The organism is Agarivorans sp. QJM3NY_25, from assembly GCF_050870875.2.
Taxonomy (GTDB): domain Bacteria; phylum Pseudomonadota; class Gammaproteobacteria; order Enterobacterales; family Celerinatantimonadaceae; genus Agarivorans.
In genome coordinates, this window is sequence record NZ_CP194041.2 from 755,889 (window position 1) to 774,038 (window position 18,150).

14 protein-coding genes are annotated in these 18,150 nt (G+C 44.5%); 8 read left to right on the forward strand and 6 right to left on the reverse strand.

The window, feature by feature from the left end:
* Positions 1-2 precede the first annotated feature (2 nt).
* Positions 3-1,406, reverse strand: coding sequence for a TIGR03013 family XrtA/PEP-CTERM system glycosyltransferase (locus ACRRSW_RS03415; protein WP_432454612.1), 1,404 nt, complete (start codon positions 1,404-1,406; stop codon positions 3-5).
* Positions 1,407-1,687: 281 nt separating this feature from the next.
* Between ACRRSW_RS03415 and ACRRSW_RS03420 the strand changes: the two genes are divergently transcribed.
* The 8 genes from ACRRSW_RS03420 to ACRRSW_RS03455 all read left to right on the forward strand — a co-directional run bounded on the left by ACRRSW_RS03420 (position 1,688) and on the right by ACRRSW_RS03455 (position 11,664).
* Positions 1,688-2,329 carry an XrtA/PEP-CTERM system exopolysaccharide export protein gene (locus tag ACRRSW_RS03420; protein ID WP_432454611.1) on the forward strand — a complete coding sequence of 214 codons (642 nt, stop codon included), beginning with the start codon at positions 1,688-1,690 and terminating at the stop codon, positions 2,327-2,329.
* 17 nt (positions 2,330-2,346) lie between these two features.
* Positions 2,347-3,909, forward strand: a complete 1,563-nt coding sequence (locus tag ACRRSW_RS03425; protein ID WP_432460880.1) for an XrtA system polysaccharide chain length determinant — start codon at positions 2,347-2,349, stop codon at positions 3,907-3,909.
* Positions 3,906-4,802 carry an XrtA-associated tyrosine autokinase gene (locus tag ACRRSW_RS03430; RefSeq protein ID WP_432460881.1) on the forward strand — a complete coding sequence of 299 codons (897 nt, stop codon included), beginning with the start codon at positions 3,906-3,908 and terminating at the stop codon, positions 4,800-4,802. Before ACRRSW_RS03425 ends, ACRRSW_RS03430 begins: the two co-directional genes overlap by 4 nt.
* The gene (locus ACRRSW_RS03435; protein ID WP_432460882.1) at positions 4,756-6,237 is read left to right on the forward strand and encodes a hypothetical protein; all 1,482 of its coding nucleotides are present in this window, start codon (positions 4,756-4,758) and stop codon (positions 6,235-6,237) included. Before ACRRSW_RS03430 ends, ACRRSW_RS03435 begins: the two co-directional genes overlap by 47 nt.
* A gap of 2 nt (positions 6,238-6,239) precedes the next feature.
* Complete coding sequence (locus ACRRSW_RS03440; RefSeq protein ID WP_432454607.1) at positions 6,240-7,307, forward strand: XrtA/PEP-CTERM system-associated ATPase; 1,068 nt, start codon at positions 6,240-6,242, stop codon at positions 7,305-7,307.
* Positions 7,308-7,721: 414 nt separating this feature from the next.
* Entirely contained in the window at positions 7,722-9,761 is a 2,040-nt protein-coding gene (gene prsK, locus ACRRSW_RS03445) for an XrtA/PEP-CTERM system histidine kinase PrsK (protein WP_432460883.1), read from the forward strand.
* Between the two features lie 42 nt (positions 9,762-9,803).
* Positions 9,804-11,150, forward strand: a complete 1,347-nt coding sequence (prsR, locus tag ACRRSW_RS03450) for a PEP-CTERM-box response regulator transcription factor (RefSeq protein ID WP_432454605.1) — start codon at positions 9,804-9,806, stop codon at positions 11,148-11,150.
* Between the two features lie 70 nt (positions 11,151-11,220).
* Positions 11,221-11,664: an acyl-CoA thioesterase gene (locus tag ACRRSW_RS03455; protein WP_432454604.1), complete on the forward strand. Its 444-nt coding sequence runs from the start codon at positions 11,221-11,223 to the stop codon at positions 11,662-11,664.
* A 42-nt stretch (positions 11,665-11,706) separates the two neighbouring features.
* Here ACRRSW_RS03455 and ACRRSW_RS03460 read toward each other — a convergent pair whose 3' ends face one another.
* The 5 genes from ACRRSW_RS03460 to ACRRSW_RS03480 form a co-directional block, all read right to left on the reverse strand.
* A complete protein-coding gene (locus ACRRSW_RS03460) occupies positions 11,707-13,104 on the reverse strand; it encodes a TRAP transporter large permease (RefSeq protein WP_432454603.1) in 1,398 nt (465 codons plus the stop codon).
* Between the two features lie 24 nt (positions 13,105-13,128).
* Positions 13,129-13,665 (reverse strand): TRAP transporter small permease, encoded by a 537-nt coding sequence (locus tag ACRRSW_RS03465; protein WP_432454602.1) that lies wholly within the window; start codon positions 13,663-13,665, stop codon positions 13,129-13,131.
* 69 nt (positions 13,666-13,734) lie between these two features.
* Positions 13,735-14,715, reverse strand: coding sequence for a TRAP transporter substrate-binding protein (locus ACRRSW_RS03470; protein ID WP_432454601.1), 981 nt, complete (start codon positions 14,713-14,715; stop codon positions 13,735-13,737).
* A 199-nt stretch (positions 14,716-14,914) separates the two neighbouring features.
* Positions 14,915-16,261 (reverse strand): sigma-54-dependent transcriptional regulator, encoded by a 1,347-nt coding sequence (locus ACRRSW_RS03475; protein ID WP_432460884.1) that lies wholly within the window; start codon positions 16,259-16,261, stop codon positions 14,915-14,917.
* A gap of 9 nt (positions 16,262-16,270) precedes the next feature.
* Entirely contained in the window at positions 16,271-18,082 is a 1,812-nt protein-coding gene (locus ACRRSW_RS03480) for a sensor histidine kinase (RefSeq protein ID WP_432460885.1), read from the reverse strand.
* Between the last annotated feature and the right edge of the window lie 68 nt (positions 18,083-18,150).

Sequence of the window (18,150 nt, forward strand, 5' to 3'; positions counted from 1 at the left end):
GATTAACGGCCTTTACCAAATAAAATGATCTCTGCAGTTCTGACCAGAATCAAAAGGTCTAAAAGAAAGCTGCGATGCTTAATGTAATATAGATCGAATTTTAACTTCTCTAAGGCATCGGCTTCAGTACTACCATAAGGGTATTTAAGTTGTGCCCAACCAGTCAGCCCGGGTTTAACATTGTGTCGTTGGTTGTAATAAGGGATCGATAATACCAATTCCTTTACAAAGGCCGGCCGCTCAGGTCGTGGCCCAACAAAACCCATGTCACCAACAAGTACATTGTAGATTTGTGGTAATTCATCAACTCGATATTTTCGGATGAAGTTACCCACTCGGGTGACTCGGGGATCTTCTTTTTCAGCCCACTTCGCACCATCTTTCTCGGCATCAGTTCGCATACTACGAAACTTATAGATACTAAATGGCTTCCCGTTGAGCCCAATCCGCTCTTGTGAGTATAAGACTGGGGCTCTAAAGCCTTCTTCCAATTTTATCATTACCACTGTAATTAGCATTAAAGGCCAGGTTAGACTCAATACAATAAGCCCAAGGAAGGTATTGCAAATCCAGTCTAAAGAGCTACGTAAGTAGTTGGTCGAGTGAAAGCCATTACTGTATATCACCCAAGATGGGTAAATCAGGTTCACCGCAATTTGTCCTGATTCTCGCTCAATAAAGTCGATGATATCGGTAATTTCTACGCCACGCAGTTTACACAAGAAGAGGCTGTCTACAGGCAGATTGGCACGTCGTTCGTCGGCAGCAATCACAATTTCTTCAACGCCGTTCGCCAGCACAAAAGACTCCAGTGGGCGGTCTAGCTCAAGAATTGTTTCTCGCTTGATACCATCTTCTGAGTCACCGGGCATGCGGACAAATCCAGCCATTTCGAAGCTTACTCGGTCTGATTTGCGGCGCATTCGCTTTTCTATGATGCTGGCTCGCTCTCCGGCACCTAGCACCAAGATGCGCTTCCGCCCCATGTGTTCATATTGCATTTTAAGCGCAAAGTAACGAACCACCGTTAGTGCCATCATCACTGCTGCATACAGCAACTCTCTAAAGTTACCGGGTAATACTTCTAATGGGCTTACAACGTAAATAACCGAGGAAATAAAATAGCCGAGAGCAATACTCACCAACAAACGGCGAATCACGCCACGAAAAGTCTCGCGTATTTTTTGGTTGTATAAGCCAACCGAGAGGATCGATAGTTGAATCGGGAAAGTGAATGCCAGCAAATGCATCAGCAGAGTGCCTTCCCCGTATGGCGGGATATTCTCAAACCCGCTAAAACGCAATAATTCAACGCCCAACACAAATATGACGATGAGCACTAAAAATTCGGCAATAATAATGACTCTACTACCAGGATCTAGATTGTGAAACTTCGAACCAGCCACGCTTCTTCCTTGAAACCAATTAATTGATATTAATTTTAGACGAACAAGTATACCGAGATTAGCTCGTAGAGCTACAAAAATCCCCTGTATAGCAATTCAGATAGTTACTCATGAGTATGTTACTTTAGCGTTACAGTTGTTTTAATACCACGATAAATATCGATATATCAAAACTATTTAACTCAATAGATTTACAAGATGAGCGCTCGCGCACTATCATGGGAAAAAGGATTTATTCAATCAATGTTATTTGATGGACACTCAGCGTAATGGACAGTGCTATGAAAAAACTTAATAAAGTCGTTATCAAGTCGCTTGCGTTTATTGTGGTTGGTTTTTACCTATCTGCATGCTCAAGCTCTTTACCTAATTTACAAGAGGCTTCTGTAAAACCCTCTCTTACTCAAAATCCCGCGGAATATAAATATTTGATCGGTCCGGGCGATGAACTGAACATTTTTGTTTGGCGCAACCCCGAGATATCTGGAACCTTTTTTGTTCGCCCTGACGGCAAAGTGTCAGCGCCGCTGGTCGAAGACCTTGAGGTATCAGGTAAAACCACAACTGAGATGGCCCGTTTAGTCGAATCTGAACTGGCTGAGTATATCCGTGATCCAATTGTGACCGTGACCGTAGAAGGTTTTGTCGGCCCATTCAGTGAACAAGTTCGGGTAATCGGCGAAGCCTCTGCTCCACAAGCGGTCAATTATCGAGAAGACATGACCTTACTGGATGTGATGATCCAAGTGGGCGGTTTAACTGAATTCGCTGACGGTGATAATGCTCGCTTGGTTCGAGTGGTCAGTGGAGAGCAACGATCTTACGGTATTTCGGTTGGTAAATTGATTCAAGATGGAGAAATAGACGCCAATGTCGATATTTTGCCTGGTGACATTATTATTATCCCAGAAGCATGGTTTTAGGCGGAGTAGCGGTTTAGATGCAGGAATTTATTGAGGACTTTTTGCAGTACCTGAGAGGGGTATGGCTGAAGCGACGTTATATTATTATTGCACTTTGGTTGCTTTGCCCTATTGGCTGGATTGTTGTGACCTTGTTGCCAAATCAGTATACGGCCGAAGCAAGAGTATATGCGGATACTCGCTCTTTGTTACAGCCACTGCTGAAAGGCTTAGCCTTGCAAACAGACCCTGCTCAAGAATTGCAAATGATGGTTAAAACTCTGTTGAGCAGAAGTAATTTGGAAAAAATTGTTCGCGCGAGTGACGCAGATTTAAGAGTGAACAATAAGCTTGAATATGAAGAGCTACTCGATGATTTAAAAGAAAAAATAATCATTGATAAGACAAAACGAGAAAACCTGTACACCATTAGTTTTGAAGCTGACTCCCCACAGTATGTGCGTGATGTAGTGCAAGCTGCCCTTGATGTATTTGTTGAAAATACTTTAGGTGAAAAACGTCAGGATACAGATACGGCGAATTCTTTTATTAATCAGCAAATTGAAGAGTATGAGACGCGCCTGATTGAAGCAGAGAAACGGCTCGCGGCTTTTAAGCAAGAGTACACAGCTTTTTTGCCCGGTAAAGAATCGACTTATTACAGTAATCTTGAAGGGGTAAAAAAGAAGCTTGAAGATACTCGTTTACAGTTAAGCGAAGCAGAGACAAAGTTAACATCGGCTCGGGCTCAATTAGCTAGTGAAGAACGTTTAGCATCTCAACAAACCGCTAAGGTCAGAACTGAGTTCGATGACCGAATTGTCTCAATGCAAACCCGACTTGATGATATGTTGCTGCGTTATACGGACAACCATCCAGATGTTATCGAGGTTAAGCGACAAATTGCAGGCTTGCAGAAACAGAAAGATAGTGCTTTAACCGTTGCGCAGACGCCTGCCGCGATTGCCTCCGACTCGGTGATTTATCAGGATCTGAAAATTACCGTGAGCCAGTTGGAAAATGAAGTGGCTTCGCTGAATGTTCGTGAACAACGCTATAAAGACAATGTTTCTGATCTACAAGACCAGTTACGCCAGGTCCCTGATGTGGAAGCTAAACTCACCGGTTTGAATCGAAATTATGAGATTACTAAGTCGAAATATGAAGACTTGTTGTCTCGCCGAGAAAGTGCTCAGATTTCTGAGAGCGCGGGCAAGACCACCGACGATATTAAGTTTAGGGTGATTGACGCTCCAAGGGTGCCATTAGAGCCTTCTGGACCGAAGCGGCCACTGCTTATTATTGGAGTGCTGATTTTAGCTTTGGGTGCCGGTGTTGGTTTGTCTCTGGCATTTAGTCAGATTAATCCAGTGGTATCGAGTATTCAGCAGCTATATCAGCAAACTGGCTTTCCGGTGCTCGGGGTTGTGTCTGCCACCGACAGCTCTGGTTTGATTAAAGTCGAAAGGCAAAAAATGCGTATATTTGTATTTTCAAATATATTGTTATTGTGTTGTTTTGTTGGGTTTATGGTCATTAATTTACTTCCGGGCTTACACAATAAGCTTATTTCTATCTTGGGAGGCATTGGGATCTTATGAGTACCATAGAAAAAGCGATGGGTAAGTTGGCCAAACAAGCCCAACAAAATCAGCAGTCGAATAATGCTGCAGCTCCAGACTCTGTCATGGATGTGAATCCGCCGAATCAAGAACCCAATGCAAGGCCTCGCGAAAAGGCTGTATTGCAAATTGATTCAAGTGTATTAAGAAACTTAGGGATGTTATCCGATGTTCGTTCTCGAGAGACTCGAATGCTTAGTGATGAATATCGAGGCGTTAAGCGTAAGTTATTGAAAAATGCATTTGATCCAAGTTTGATACCGCGTAATAAAAGTAATCTGATAATGGTCACCAGTGCCAACCCTGGCGAAGGGAAGACATTTACTTCGATTAATTTGGCACTTAGTTTAGCCTTGGAAAAAGATAAAACAGTACTACTGATTGACTCGGATGTATTGAAACCCACCGTGAGTAAAACCTTAGGGATTGGCCAACATATGGGCCTTATGGAATATTTACTCGGCGAGACGGATGATATTGCAGATGTCATTTATCATACCAATATCCCAAATTTACGGATTATGCCGGCAGGAATGCCTCATCACTTAAGTAACGAGTTGTTGGCAAGTGATAAAATGCGTGCTCTGACTGAAGAGTTAAATAGTCGTTATGCCGACCGAGTCGTGTTATTCGATAGTCCACCAATTCTTGGGGTGAATGAAACTGTGGTTCTGTCTAATTTTATTGGTCAGGCGGTGGTGGTGGTTGAACAAGACAAAACGAAGTTGGCCGCAATTAAGGCGGCTGTTTCCCAATTTAGTGAAGAATTGGCGATAGGTTATGTGTTGAATAAAGCAGTGCACGGTAAAACAGGAACTTACGGTTATGGCTACGGATATGGCTATGGATACGAGGAAGAACAAAGCGCTTAGCATCGTTGTTGCGCTGATAGTTGGTTTATCGATGTCGGTGTCGGCAGCAGATTTTAGCTTCCTTCCTAAGCTAAGTGCTGAGCTGGTTTATACCGACAATGTTGGTTTAACTGAAGATGCGACTCGATCAGGACAAATCGGTGTATTTACAGCGGGGCTCGAATCTGAATTTATTGGTCATGATGGTCGTTTGACGCTCGACTACCAAGCTGAGCAAATTTACAATTCAGACGATTCAGATAAGAATAAGCTGTATCACGATCTTATTTTTATGGCTGAAAAAAAAATCCGCAATACTGGTGTTACGGTCGGTCTTGTCTCAAAGATGTATATAATGCCTGCTAAGGTTAATGACAATGCGATAACTGATGTCGTGACTGGTGATTTAATACAAGGCAGTTCACATGAGCTTTCATTAGGATATAAATCTAACCCTCGTAAATGGATTGATTTGAACACGGCGGTGTTTTCTACTTTTAATCGTTATGAAGATGACCGCGGTAATAACAATGATTTAGAGGGAGCTTTGTTATTTAAGAATGGACAGAAAGTAAAGAACGTTACTTGGCTTGTTGAATCCGCTTATTCGAAGCGTGAGGCTCGCGCTAATTCTGCTGCAACCGAAACTCTGAAATATAAAATCGAACTGGGTCTTCCACCACGCTCGGGATTTAGTCCTTTTCTACGTTATTATGCCGAAAGCTACCTCGAAGGTGTGAATGCCTCATCTACGGTCGGGGAGTCTGAAAGTTGGGGACCCGCGCTTCGTTATTTTCGAACTCAATTAAGCTATCTCGAAGTGAGCTATAATTTTTCTTTAGAGCGAGAAAAGAATGATGACTATATCGGCGCAGCGCTGAATCTTCAGCCAAATCGCAGAACCAAGTTGCTATTTGAGTATGGTCAACGGTTTTATGGTGATGCTTATAGCTTTACCTTTTCGCATGAACGCAGACGGATTAAAACCGATATTTCTTACATAGAAGAACCCACTAGTTTTGACCGGCGGTTTTTTGTTGAAGGGGATATTCTTGCAGAGCAAAAATTAAATAAGACTTTACGCTGGAATAGTGCTTTGGACTTACATCGTAGTGGCATCGATTTTGAAATTCGCCACCAAGATCGAACCAGTTTGACTGAGCTTACTGATTTTATTCAGGATAAAACTTACGGTGTCGGCTTAGGTTTAGATCACAAGTTAACTCGTCAGCTTCGAGCGGCTTTTAAAGTTGATTATGATTACTATCGCTTTGAGCGAATCAGTAAAGGTAAGCAAGTCGATAAATATAGCCGTTATAATTTGTCGCTCACTCAAGATCTGATCGAAGGTTTTTCTCTAATTTATCGTTATCAATTCACTCGTCGTAGCTCTAGTATTGAGGGCCGTGACTATAATGAAAATCGCGTTTCAATTAACGCTACTAAGCAGTTTTAAATATGTATGAATCTTTTTTTGGTTTAAGCGATAAACCTTTTAAGCTAAGCCCTGATCCTAAATTCTTTTTTGCGAGCCCTCATCATGATCGCGCGATCTCTTATCTGCGTTATGGGCTATCACAAGGCGAGGGTTTCATTGTGGTGACGGGCCCGATTGGTACCGGTAAAACCACCATTGCTCGTAGTTTACTGGCCTCAGTTGATGAATCGATCGTCGCTGCGCAGATTGCTACAACCCGACTCAGTCCAGATGAGTTAGTCCGCTTAGTCGCGGCTCAGTTCTCCATTGAAGTCGAAAGCTTAAATAAAGCCGAAATTTTAAAACGCTTTGAGCAGTATCTACTGAGCTTGCATCGGCAAGGGAAGCGCGCGTTATTGGTAGTCGATGAAGCGCAGAACTTACCAGCAGAAACCGTTGAAGAGTTGCGGATGCTGTCTAATTTTCAATTAGATGATAAACCCTTGTTTCAGAGTTTTTTGCTTGGGCAAGAAGAGTTAAAACCAATTATTGAATTACCCGAAATGGAACAGTTTCGGCAACGGATCATTGCTTCTTGCCATTTACAGGCCTTTGATGCCGAACAAACTCAGGGATATATTTTACATCGACTCAAACAAGTGGGTTGGCAACAAAACCCACAATTAGATGACGATATTTTTGTTCAGATTGCCGACTTTACCAAAGGTATTCCTCGGAAGATCAATATTTTTGCCGACCGCTTATTTTTATACGCATTTTTGGAAGATTTGCATACCATTGGTTCCAAGGATGTGGCTGCAGTCATTGAAGAAATGGGCGGCGAATTGTCTGGATCGCTTCAGGGCACGCCACCTCAGCAAGCAAGTGTGAATATTGATCAAGTTCTAGGTCGCCAATATAGCGATGGCTTAACTTCTCCCGATGTGTCAGTGATGGCCGTTGGTGAGCAACAGATGAAAGCGAATCTATTAGATGTGTCTAGTTATCTGGAAGAAGTGGTGCTGAGAAAGATTAAAATTATCCGTTACTTAGACAAAATGATAGAGAAAAAACGCAAAGAAATTGTTGAGTTAGGAGAAAGTCGCTAATTTGACTTTCCCTTTATGGAGTGGCGCTTCTCGCGTCGGCTATTTAGCTGTGAATGAAGGATCGCTATTGGCGAGCGGCCCAATCTTGCTTTGAGGCTCTATCTTGCGTTGAAATGAAGGCCAATGTGAGCGTTGATTTGCTCACAGGATGTTGTAGGGAGTATGAGGGCTCGTAATGGCAGAGCTTGATGTGTAGTCCTGCAAAGCCGCAATGGAGAGTAAACCATTATTCAATTCACTTTAGTCTGGTATGGCTAAGTAGATATTTGGCTTAAAGCTTTTGACGCGTTGTTTTGCGGAATGAGTTGTCCCCATTATGCCACATCGCGTTCGCTGCGATTAAAAGGTTTTCATCTCGAACCTAAAATGACCACCCAGTATAACTGCCCTGAGGGCTAAGATGGATGACTTAGATTGAGTATAATTGTAGGCCTATTCGGATATAGCTTAGCTGCAATAATTTATTTGTTGTTTAGCTTGTTATTGTTGACGACCAAGCAGAGTGGTTTTCAGCGGCAAGCTTTAAGTTTAGCGGTGTTTTTTACTTTTATTTGGGCTGTTCTTGGTGCCGCCCAAATGCGCTTTTCATTTGCCTTAGGTTATTTTTATTCTTTGGAAAGCTTGCGTAACGGGCTATGGATGTTGCTGTTATACGCAACCATTGCGCCGCGCTTTAGTTTTGGTAATCTGTTGCAAGGTTCTTGGCGCCGTAAAGGCGTATTGCTTGGTCTATTGGTGATTGCCTTATTACAGTTGTTGGCTGCTATTTTTCATGTCCCACTGAATCAGTTTTGGCTGATTAGCCAATTGTCACAGGCAGTGGTGGGTCTATGGCTAATTGAGCAGTTGTATCGACGTATCGATGTCACGGCTCGGCCAACCATTAAACCGATGTGTTTAGGTTTGGGAAGCGTGTTTGCTTTCGATTTTTCACTGTATGCTAATGCGTTAATCACCTCAGGTATTTCTTTTGATTTTTGGGTCTTACGTGGCTTAGTGGCAATTTTGGCCGCCCCTTTGGTATTGCTAAGTGCGCGTCGGGTCAAGCGTTGGTCGACTAAAATTTATGTCTCACGAGATGTGATTTATCACAGCACTCTACTGTTAGTTGCCGGGGCTTACCTGCTAATGATGGCGCTGGTTGGCTATTACCTCCGTTATGAGGGAGGAGACTGGGGAAGTATTGCCCAGAATGGTTTTTTTGCCTTAAGCGTGTTGGTACTGGTGAGTTTATTTTTATCGGAAAAGTTGCGTAAGCAGCTTAAGGTTCAGATCACAAAGCACTTCTTCGCCAATAAATATGAGTATCGTGAAGAATGGATGAAGTTTGCTGCGGTGTTAGAAGATGACGGTATCTCGCCCTATGCGATTGCGCTTAAAGCGATTAACCAGCCCTTCGATTGTCATTTTGCTAGCTTAGCCATCGTGGAAAATGGGCGATTTATAGTCAAGGCTAGTTATAATCTAAGAGAAGATGATTCACAGATTTTGGCTTGTTTGGAACACCTTGGTATGGCAGCTATCGAGCATCAATGGATCGTTGATATTGCGGAATTAAAAGCCGATCCTAGTGTCGTTCCATTTAAGGTTTCGACTCTGGATTTGCAGCAAATTACTAAATTTGCCTATGTTATTCCAACCAGTACTGCTGCCGGATTTAAGGGGGCAATCTTGTTATCTCCGCCCACTTCGATCCATAGTGTAAACTGGGAAGATCGCGACTTAATGCGTGCTATTAGCCGCCAGTTAGCGGTGTATTTGAATCTTCATCGTTCCAACTTAGCGTTGGCCGAAAGTCAGCAATTCGACACCTTTAACCGGATGTCGGCCTACCTGGTACATGATTTAAAGAACGTATTAGCGCAGCTGCAATTGTTATCAAAAAATGCCATTAAGCATAAACATAATCCTGAGTTTATCGACGATGCCTTTGACACGGTCGATTCGGCTGCCAGTCGCTTAAGAAAGGTGGTTGCGCATTTAAGTAATAAACAACGTATTGATACTGTGGTTGCACCATTTAATCTGCTTCGGGCATTGCAGCAAGTTTTAAAGGTTAAGGTGAGTAACCTACCAGCACCGGAGCTGGATTATCAAATTGGATCCGATTTTGAATTGGTTGGAGATCAAGAACGCTTCATTAACGTACTCTCACATTTGGTTCAAAACGCCCAAGATGCCAGTGATGAGAGTGGTCAGGTCTTGCTTCGCGCATCTTTGCAAGCGCAAACTTGTTTGGTCGAAGTTGAAGATAAAGGCGTAGGTATGAGTGTTGATTTTATTGACAATCGCTTGTTTAAACCCTTTGATACAACTAAGGGAAATGCTGGTATGGGGGTGGGCGCTTACGATGCCAAACGTTTCGTCGAAGAATTGGGTGGACATATCCAAGTGATAAGTAAACAGGGCGAAGGTAGCTTATTTAAGCTATTTTTACCGATTCACAAGATTTAACTAAGTCTGCGGGCTTACTAATAAGTAAATGGATGAGATGACATGGAAACGCTATTAGTCGTAGAAGATGACCCTGGTATTCAGAAGCAATTGAAGTGGAGCTTTAGTGATTATCAAGTGGTGATAGCTGGTGATCGTCATCAGGCCATTACCGCACTTAGGCGCTATGAGCCTAAAGTGGTCACTTTAGATTTAGGTTTGCCACCGGATGAAGCCAATGCCAGTGAAGGTTTAGCAACCTTGAAAGAAATGCTAGAGCTTAATCCTAAGCTTAAGGTCATTGTGATTACAGGGAATGAAGATAAAGACAATGCCTTAAAGGCAATCGCGATGGGGGCTCATGATTTTTATCATAAACCGATTGACGATGACACGCTGTCGGTGATTATTGCCCGAGCCCTGTGGGTGGCAAACATTGAGCTTGAAAATGAAACCTTGCGAGGCGCATCGCTGGATAGCAATGGCTTCTTAGGTAATTCCCCTCAAGTGCAAAAAGTGTGTCGGATGGTGGAACGGATTGCGCCAACGGAAGTCACCACGCTGCTATTAGGGGAGAGCGGCACTGGTAAAGAGGTCTTGGCTAGGGCGATTCATCAGCAAAGCCCCCGTAAAGAGAAGCCCTTTATTGCGATAAACTGTGCCTCGATCCCTGAAAACTTGTTGGAAAGTGAGCTATTTGGTTTTGAGAAAGGTGCCTTTACTGGAGCTCATAAAACCACTGAAGGGAAGATTGAATGTGCCAATGGTGGCACCTTATTCCTTGACGAGATTGGTGATATGCCTTATCCACTACAAGCGAAAATATTACGTTTTTTGCAAGAGAAAGTGGTTGAGCGTGTTGGTGGGCGTAAAGAAATTCCTGTGGATGTGAAAATCGTTTGCGCGACTCACCAAAACTTATCGCAAATGGTAGAACAAAAAGAGTTTCGTGAAGATTTGTTTTATCGGATCAGCGAAATAACCATTAATATTCCACCTTTGCGGGAACGCGGTGAAGATGTGATTCTGCTGGCGCGCGCTTTCTTGCAAAACTACAACAAGCAGATGCAGCGAAACATTAATAATTTTAGTGACGATGCCATCGCCGCTCTCAGTCATCATCGCTGGCCCGGCAATATTCGTGAGTTGCAAAATAAAATTAAATCAGCAGTGATCATGGCTGATAACAAGCAAATTACTGCTGAGGATTTGGCCTTATCGGTGGGTGATGAAGAGGAGATGAAGCTGGCTTTAAACCTACGCCATGTTCGAGAAGCAGCAGAGAAATTGGCGATTAATAAGGCTTTGGCCTTAAGTGATGGCAATGTCTCAAATACTGCTAGTTTATTAGGCGTGACACGACCTACCTTATATTCTTTATTTGAAAAACACGGTTTAAAAACAGATTAACTCGGGTGAATTATTTTGCCCGTAATTCCCTACCGCCGACGAAAGGGTTTGGCAGAAAGAGATGAGGAATATGATGGATAATTCACAAACAGAGATGAATATTTTGGTGACCCCTGAGATGGCTAACTTTTCAGGAAAGATGCATGGCGGGTCAATGTTAAAAAAGTTGGATGAAGTGGCTTATACCACCGCGATCCAGTATTGCGGACATTACGCAGTGACCTTGTCGGTGGACCAGGTGTTATTTAAGAATCCGGTAGAGATTGGCGAGTTTGTCACTTTTTTAGCCTCTGTTAACTATACTGGCCGAACCTCGATGGAGATCGGGATTAAGGTGATAGCCAAAAATCTGAAAGAACAAACCGTGCGGCATACTCATTCGTGCTTCTTCACCATGGTGGCTGTCGATGATAAAGGCCATTCGATTAACGTTCCGCCACTCGAACCACGCACTGAAGTGGCTAAACGTCGCTTTAACGATGCCTTACGCCGGCGACAGCGGCGCATGGAATAATCACTGAGTAATAATAGGGCCTGCATTTGCAGGCCTGTTTGATTAATAGCCATTGATGCGATCGAAGTATTCGGGTAAAAACAGCGATATCTGTGGGATGTAGGTAATCAGCATTAAAAATAGCAGCAGTAAGCTTAACCAAGGCAGACAGGCCTTAATCACCCAGCCCATGCTTTTACCGGTAATTCCAGCAGTGACAAACAGATTGAGTCCTACCGGTGGCGTGAGCATGCCGATTTCCATATTGACCACCATAATGATGCCCAGATGGATTGGGTCGATCCCCAGTTGAGTGGCGATTGGGAACAAGATCGGAGCCATAATTAGCAAGATGGCCGAAGGTTCCATAAAGTTGCCAGCGATCAGTAACAGAATGTTCACTACCACTAAAAATGCCCAGGGTTGTAAGCCATAAGCGACGATCGATTCGGCGATCATATGCGGAATGCGCTCGGTAGTAAGCACATGCGCAAACAACATCGCATTGGCAATGATGAATAACAACATGATGCTTACTTTAGCTGCGTCCTTGAGCACGTGGCGAACCTCTTGATTGTTCACCGATTTGAAGATGCTGATTGGCAATAACCAAACATTGCGAGCGATCGCTTTAGACAGGCTCTCCCCTTGGTTTCGCCAGGCCTGACCTTTGAGCGGCCCAATATCACGATAGCCATAAACCGAGACTAAGAAGGCGTAGACTGCCGCGACCGATGCCGCTTCGGTGGGACTGGCGATACCGCCATAAATGGATCCCAGCACGATGACTATCAGCATTAAACCGCCCGTGGCTTTGAGCGCCGATATCCCCCATTGGCGACAGCCGGGATAGGGCTGCGCCGGAAGATTTTTGATCCTTGCAACTACGTATATGGCGAGCATTAAGATACTGCCCATCATGAGCCCAGGGATGAAGCCAGCCATAAACATGCGTGACGCCGAGACCTCGGTGGCGGCAGCATAGACCAGCATGACAATCGAGGGGGGGATTAAAATACCCAAGGTACCGGCATTAGCGATAACACCTGCCGCGAGGGACTCAGGATAGCCTGAGCGTACCATGCCAGCAATCACGATGGAGCCAATCGCTGCCACGGTGGCGGGACTGGAGCCCGATACCGCGGCAAATAACATACAGGCCAACACCGAAGCCATGGCCAGTCCACCACGAATATGGCCGACACTGTCCATTGCAAAGTTAATCAGCCGTCGCGCCACTCCCCCAGTTGAGAGAAATGCCGATGACAAAATGAAGAAGGGGATCGCAAGCAGCGTATAGTGCTCCGAGGTTGCTTCAAATAGCTTTAGAGCGACTGATGCCAAGGAGTCATTGGAAAACAGTAAAATGGTGGTCATACTGGCAAAACCTAAGGCGACCGCGATGGGCATACCAATGATCATGCAAATAAACAGTAAGATAAAAAGAGTGAAGGTGGTCATGGTCAGATCCTTTGCCGGTAATGCTTATTGTTTTTCTATTTCGTCAGCTAAGTGCATGCTGTCTTTGGCTTCGTCTGCGAGGTGGAAACCATCTTGTTGATTGGTGATGACCTTCCAACCTACCTCTAAAAATCGAACCACTAACAACACAAAACCGATAAATAACACACTCATGGTTTTCCATTTTTCAATCGGTAAATCTTCCATTTCAATGCCGATCCGTTGCAGTTTGCTTAGGTATACCCAAGAGCCATACATAAATAGGCTGCAATAGAATAAACATAGAGCTAAGGCCAATAGCGTGAGTAGTTTACGTTGGGTGGGCGGAAGAATTCTGACAAAGGCATCGACCCCAATATGGGCGCCTTCTCTGACTCCCCAGCTAGCACCGAGTAGGACCAGCCAAGCGGAGCAATAGAGAGTGACCTCTTGTACCCAGTGGATCCCAGAGTTAAATACAAAGCGCATGATCACTTCGATAAATACCAGTAGCGTCATGGAGACCAACAGTAGGGCGATGAAGTTTTCTTCGAAACGCCGGAACCAAGTTACAAATTTCATGCTATGTCCTTATGAGCAAAACCGCTTGGGGACTTGCGCAGAGTGAGGGGCCTCTGCGCAAGTCAGCGTTTATTGGTTGGCAGCCGCCGCTGCTTCGATAATATTTTTACCGATTTCAGTTTCAAATTGTCGCCATACAGGCTTCATTGCCTCGACCCATTGTTGGCGCTGCTGAGGAGTTAGAGAGATAACTTGTGAGCGTTTTGAAGCGATAATATGGGCTTTATCCTGTTCGGCTTTGTCGGCAGCAATCTGGTTTCCCATGGCGACAGCTTCGTTTAAGGCCGCTTTTAATTCAGTACGGATATCATCGGGCAGCCCGTACCAGAAATCGGCGGAGGTGACGATGAGGTAATCCAATACGCCATGGTTGGATTCAGTAATGCTGTTTTGTACTTCAAAAAACTTCTTCGAATAAATATTGGACCAGGTGTTTTCTTGGCCATCGATGGCGCGAGTTTGCAACAGGGTAAATACTTCCGAGAAGGGTTTTTTCAAGGGAACCGCGTCCACAGCTTCAAACTGTGCGGCTAATACGTCTGAAGACATGATGCGAAACTTCTTACCTTTGACATCAGCTGGTGTATACAGGGGTTCATTGGCCGATAATTGTTTCATACCGTTATGTAGATAGCCTAGACCGACTAGGCCCTTGCTTTCGAGAGAACCTAATAGCTCTTGGCCAGCATCACTGGCTTGAAATCGCTCAACCGCAGCCATATCTTTGAATAAGAAAGGAAGATCAAATACTTGCAACTTCTTCGTGTATTTTTTGAATTTAGATAGCGAAGGCGCAATGAATTCGATGTCACCTAAAAGCAGCGCTTCTAGCTCCTTACCGTCCCCATAAAGTTGCGAGTTGGGGTAGACTTTTACTTCTACTTTACCGGGTAAACGTTGTTCAGCGAGTTGTTTAAATTTAAGTGCCATTTGCCCTTTGGGAGTGTTTTCTGCAACCACATGAGAAAACTTAAGTTCAATCGGGGCGGCATGGATTGCTGATGCAAACGCCAAGCTTAGGGCGGTGAGTGTGCTTGCCAATCGTTTCATATTATTCTTCCTTGTAATGGCTTATGTAGGGATTACGCGATAGCTAACAGCAAGCTTTAAGCCAACAATGAACTATATTATTTAACCATTTGTTTACAATGGCTTATTGGTTTTTTCATGAGCGGTAAAGAAAAGGGATGGGTTATGAACGGGGGGGATCCCCCCCTTTGCTGATGATGAAATGGGGGGATTTCCCCCCTTAGTCTAAATTGACGTGTTTATAATCATCCTTTTCTAATTGGTATTTTTTCATTTTTTCGTAAAGGGTTTTACGGCCGATCTGTAACTCTTCTTGAACCGCCTTTAAATGGCCTTGATGGCGATGTAGGGCATCTTGTAAGAGGGTTCTCTCGAATCGGTATAGTTGCTCCGCTAGGTTTAAAGACCGTTGTTGAGACTGGGTATTAAAGGCAACGTCTTCGCCCATCAATACCCAGCGTTCGGCCAAATTACGTAGCTCTCTAACGTTGCCGGGCCATTCTTGTGCCATGAGTTCGGCGAGGCGCTGCGGACTCACCTTGGGGCTGCTGAGTTGATAGCGAGCGGAAGCCACCCGTAAAAAATTCTCTAACAGTAGGGCGATGTCTTCGCTGCGTTCGCGTAGCGGGGGAATATGCACTTCGACGACGTTGAGTCGATAATAGAGGTCACTGCGAAATTCACCTTGTTCACCGAGTGCTTTCAAATCGCTTTTGGTGGCGGCAATCACCCGCAGATCAAGTTGTACTGCTTGATTACTGCCCAAAGGTTCTACACTACGTTCTTCTAAAACTCTGAGTAATTTTATTTGTAAAGCCATCGGCATACTTTCGATTTCATCGAGAAATAGCGTGCCATGATTGGCGTAGGCAATTTTACCGATGCGTTTTTTCTGGGCGCCGGTAAACGCGCCTGCTTCGTGGCCAAATAATTCACTTTCTATCATGTTTTCCGGCACCGCGCCGCAGTTGATGGCAACAAAAGGATGGTTGGCGCGTACACTATGATCATGCAGAAAACGAGCGACCAGCTCTTTGCCGGTTCCTGTCTCCCCATTGATCAACACATCTGCTGGGGTATCCTTAACATGGCTTAAAATTTTGCGCAGTCGCATAATTGCTAGGGTACTGCCAAGTAGTCGTGGTCCAGGGCCACTTTGGGCGTCTAGCTCCGCTTTTAGCTCTCGATTTTCTAGGGTGAGTTGCCTTTTCTCTTGGGCGCGTTGTAGAACTTCGAGTAGATGGCTGGTGGAAAAAGGCTTCTCAAGAAAATCGTAGGCACCATCACGGATGGCTTTAATTGCCATCGAAATATCACCATGGCCAGTGAGTAGAATAATCGGCAGATCGGGATCGATCTGCTGTGCCTGTTGCATCATTTCTAAGCCGCTGATCCCCGGCATGTTGATATCTGAGATAATCACGCCGGGCCAATCCTGTTTGAGTTGGCTGAGCGCTTGCTCGGCACTGCTAAAGGTTTCACAGTGGATCTCCTCCAGCGCTAAGGTCTGCGCCAAAGAGCGTAGAATATCTGGGTCGTCGTCGATGATGATTACCGGTGTTTGCACTGTTACCTCTTAACTATTGATAGCTTGGACAGGGGGACTCGCTGAGCGGAGTCGGATTTCAAATTCGGGGCCAATGTCGCCATGATTACCAACCACTAACTCACCATCGAAGGTTTCCACCAGTCGTTTAGAAATCGCCATGCCTAAACCTAAACCTTGTTTCTTGGTGGTAAAGAAGGGTTCAAAGATACGTTGCAACTGTTCTTCACTGAGCTGCGGCCCATTATCCCAGATGGCAATGCACTGCCAATCGTCGTGTTGGTATTGGCGGATCCCAAGGCGAGCATCGGATTGTTGCTCTAAGGCGTCGATGGCATTGTTAATCAAGTTAATCAGCACTTGTTCCAGTTGAATGGCGTCGGCCTTAACCCATTGCTCCTCTAAGCCGGAGAATTCGATTTTTATCTCATGTTTCACAATTCTATTGGCTAAGATCGCGAGCGCCGCGTTGATTGAACTTGAACTCGAAACACAAGCGATTTGGCCGCTAGATTTGCGAGAGAAAATTTTAAACTTGGCGATCATCTTGCTCATCTTCAAGCAGAGTTTAAGAATGTCTTGCAAGTTATGAGTGACTTGCTGATATTGTTGCTTTTGCTGAAAGCGTAGTGCGTTTTCGGCGTAGTTTTGCAATGCAGTCAAGGGTTGATTCAGTTCATGGTTGATCCCTGCGGATAACTCTCCTAGGGTGGCTAATTTGGCTGCTTGCACGAGTTCATCCTCGGTCTTCTTCAAGGTGCTAGCGGTTCGTTGGTAATCATTCAGCGCTTGTTGTAACTGTTGGTTGCTGATGGTGAGTTGGGCGGTGCGTTGTGCTACGCGACTCTCTAGTTGTTGGTTGATTTGGTCTTGTAATTGGCGCGCTGACTGTAATTGTCGCCAGTAGAAATACAATAAAACTAAGCCTAAATAACACAGCGAACTGAGCAACATAGCCTTAGCAATCGCTTGCATATAGCCTTGGTCTGGCGATAGGGCATAGAGGCGCCAGCCGGTGTTCGCTAAGATCCGGCGGGTGTAGATGTAGTCTTGGCTTTGGTCTCGGAAATTCGGTAAGGTTATTTCACTGTCACGCTTTTTTGGGGCCATGTTAAGCAGTAAATGTTCACCATATTGCTTTGAGTTGATTAACTGTTGGCGTTGTATTTCAGATAAAGGTTTAATGCTTTTATATAGCCAATGTGACTGTGATGCGTAAAATACCACACCGTGTTTATCGGTAAGCAAATATTCAAAGCGAGGGTCTCGCCAACTCTTATCGATCACATTTAAGGCAACTTTGACCACCAATACTCCAATCACTCGTTGCTGCTGGAGTACTGGCGCAGAAAAGTAATAACCGCGTAATCCTGAACGAGAACCCAAGGCGAAGTATTGTGCATTCTTTCCTTGCATGGCCGTTTGAAAATAAGGGCGATAACTGTAATTACTATCGATGAAGGTTCGACTGCTTTGCCAATTACTGGACGCAATGGCAGTGCCGTAAGCGTTGAGTAAATAAGTGACATCGCTGCCTTGCAGTTGATTAATTTTTTGTAAATACAGATTTAATGCATGGCGCTGGGCGTCATTGTCTTGGTCATTTAAGGTCGCGAACAGCGGCTGTTGTACTGCCAGTACTTTTGGAAAATTGCGAAAGCGATCCAGTTCATGCTGAATACTCAGCTGCAGACGATAACTCTCTCCTGAGAGTTGGGCTTGTCGTTGCTGCTGATCTTGATATTGCGCCGCGGTGCCAGTGATGAGCATTAGCATCAGCCAAGCGAGAATTAATAGTAGTTTTTGGCTGTTGGTCATGTTGTTGCTCAGCTGTTGTTCCATCGCAAGCCCTGTCAATGTTTCAATGTTGCTAGTTTATTGATTTTTTGTAAGCAATGCTGGTTGCTTAG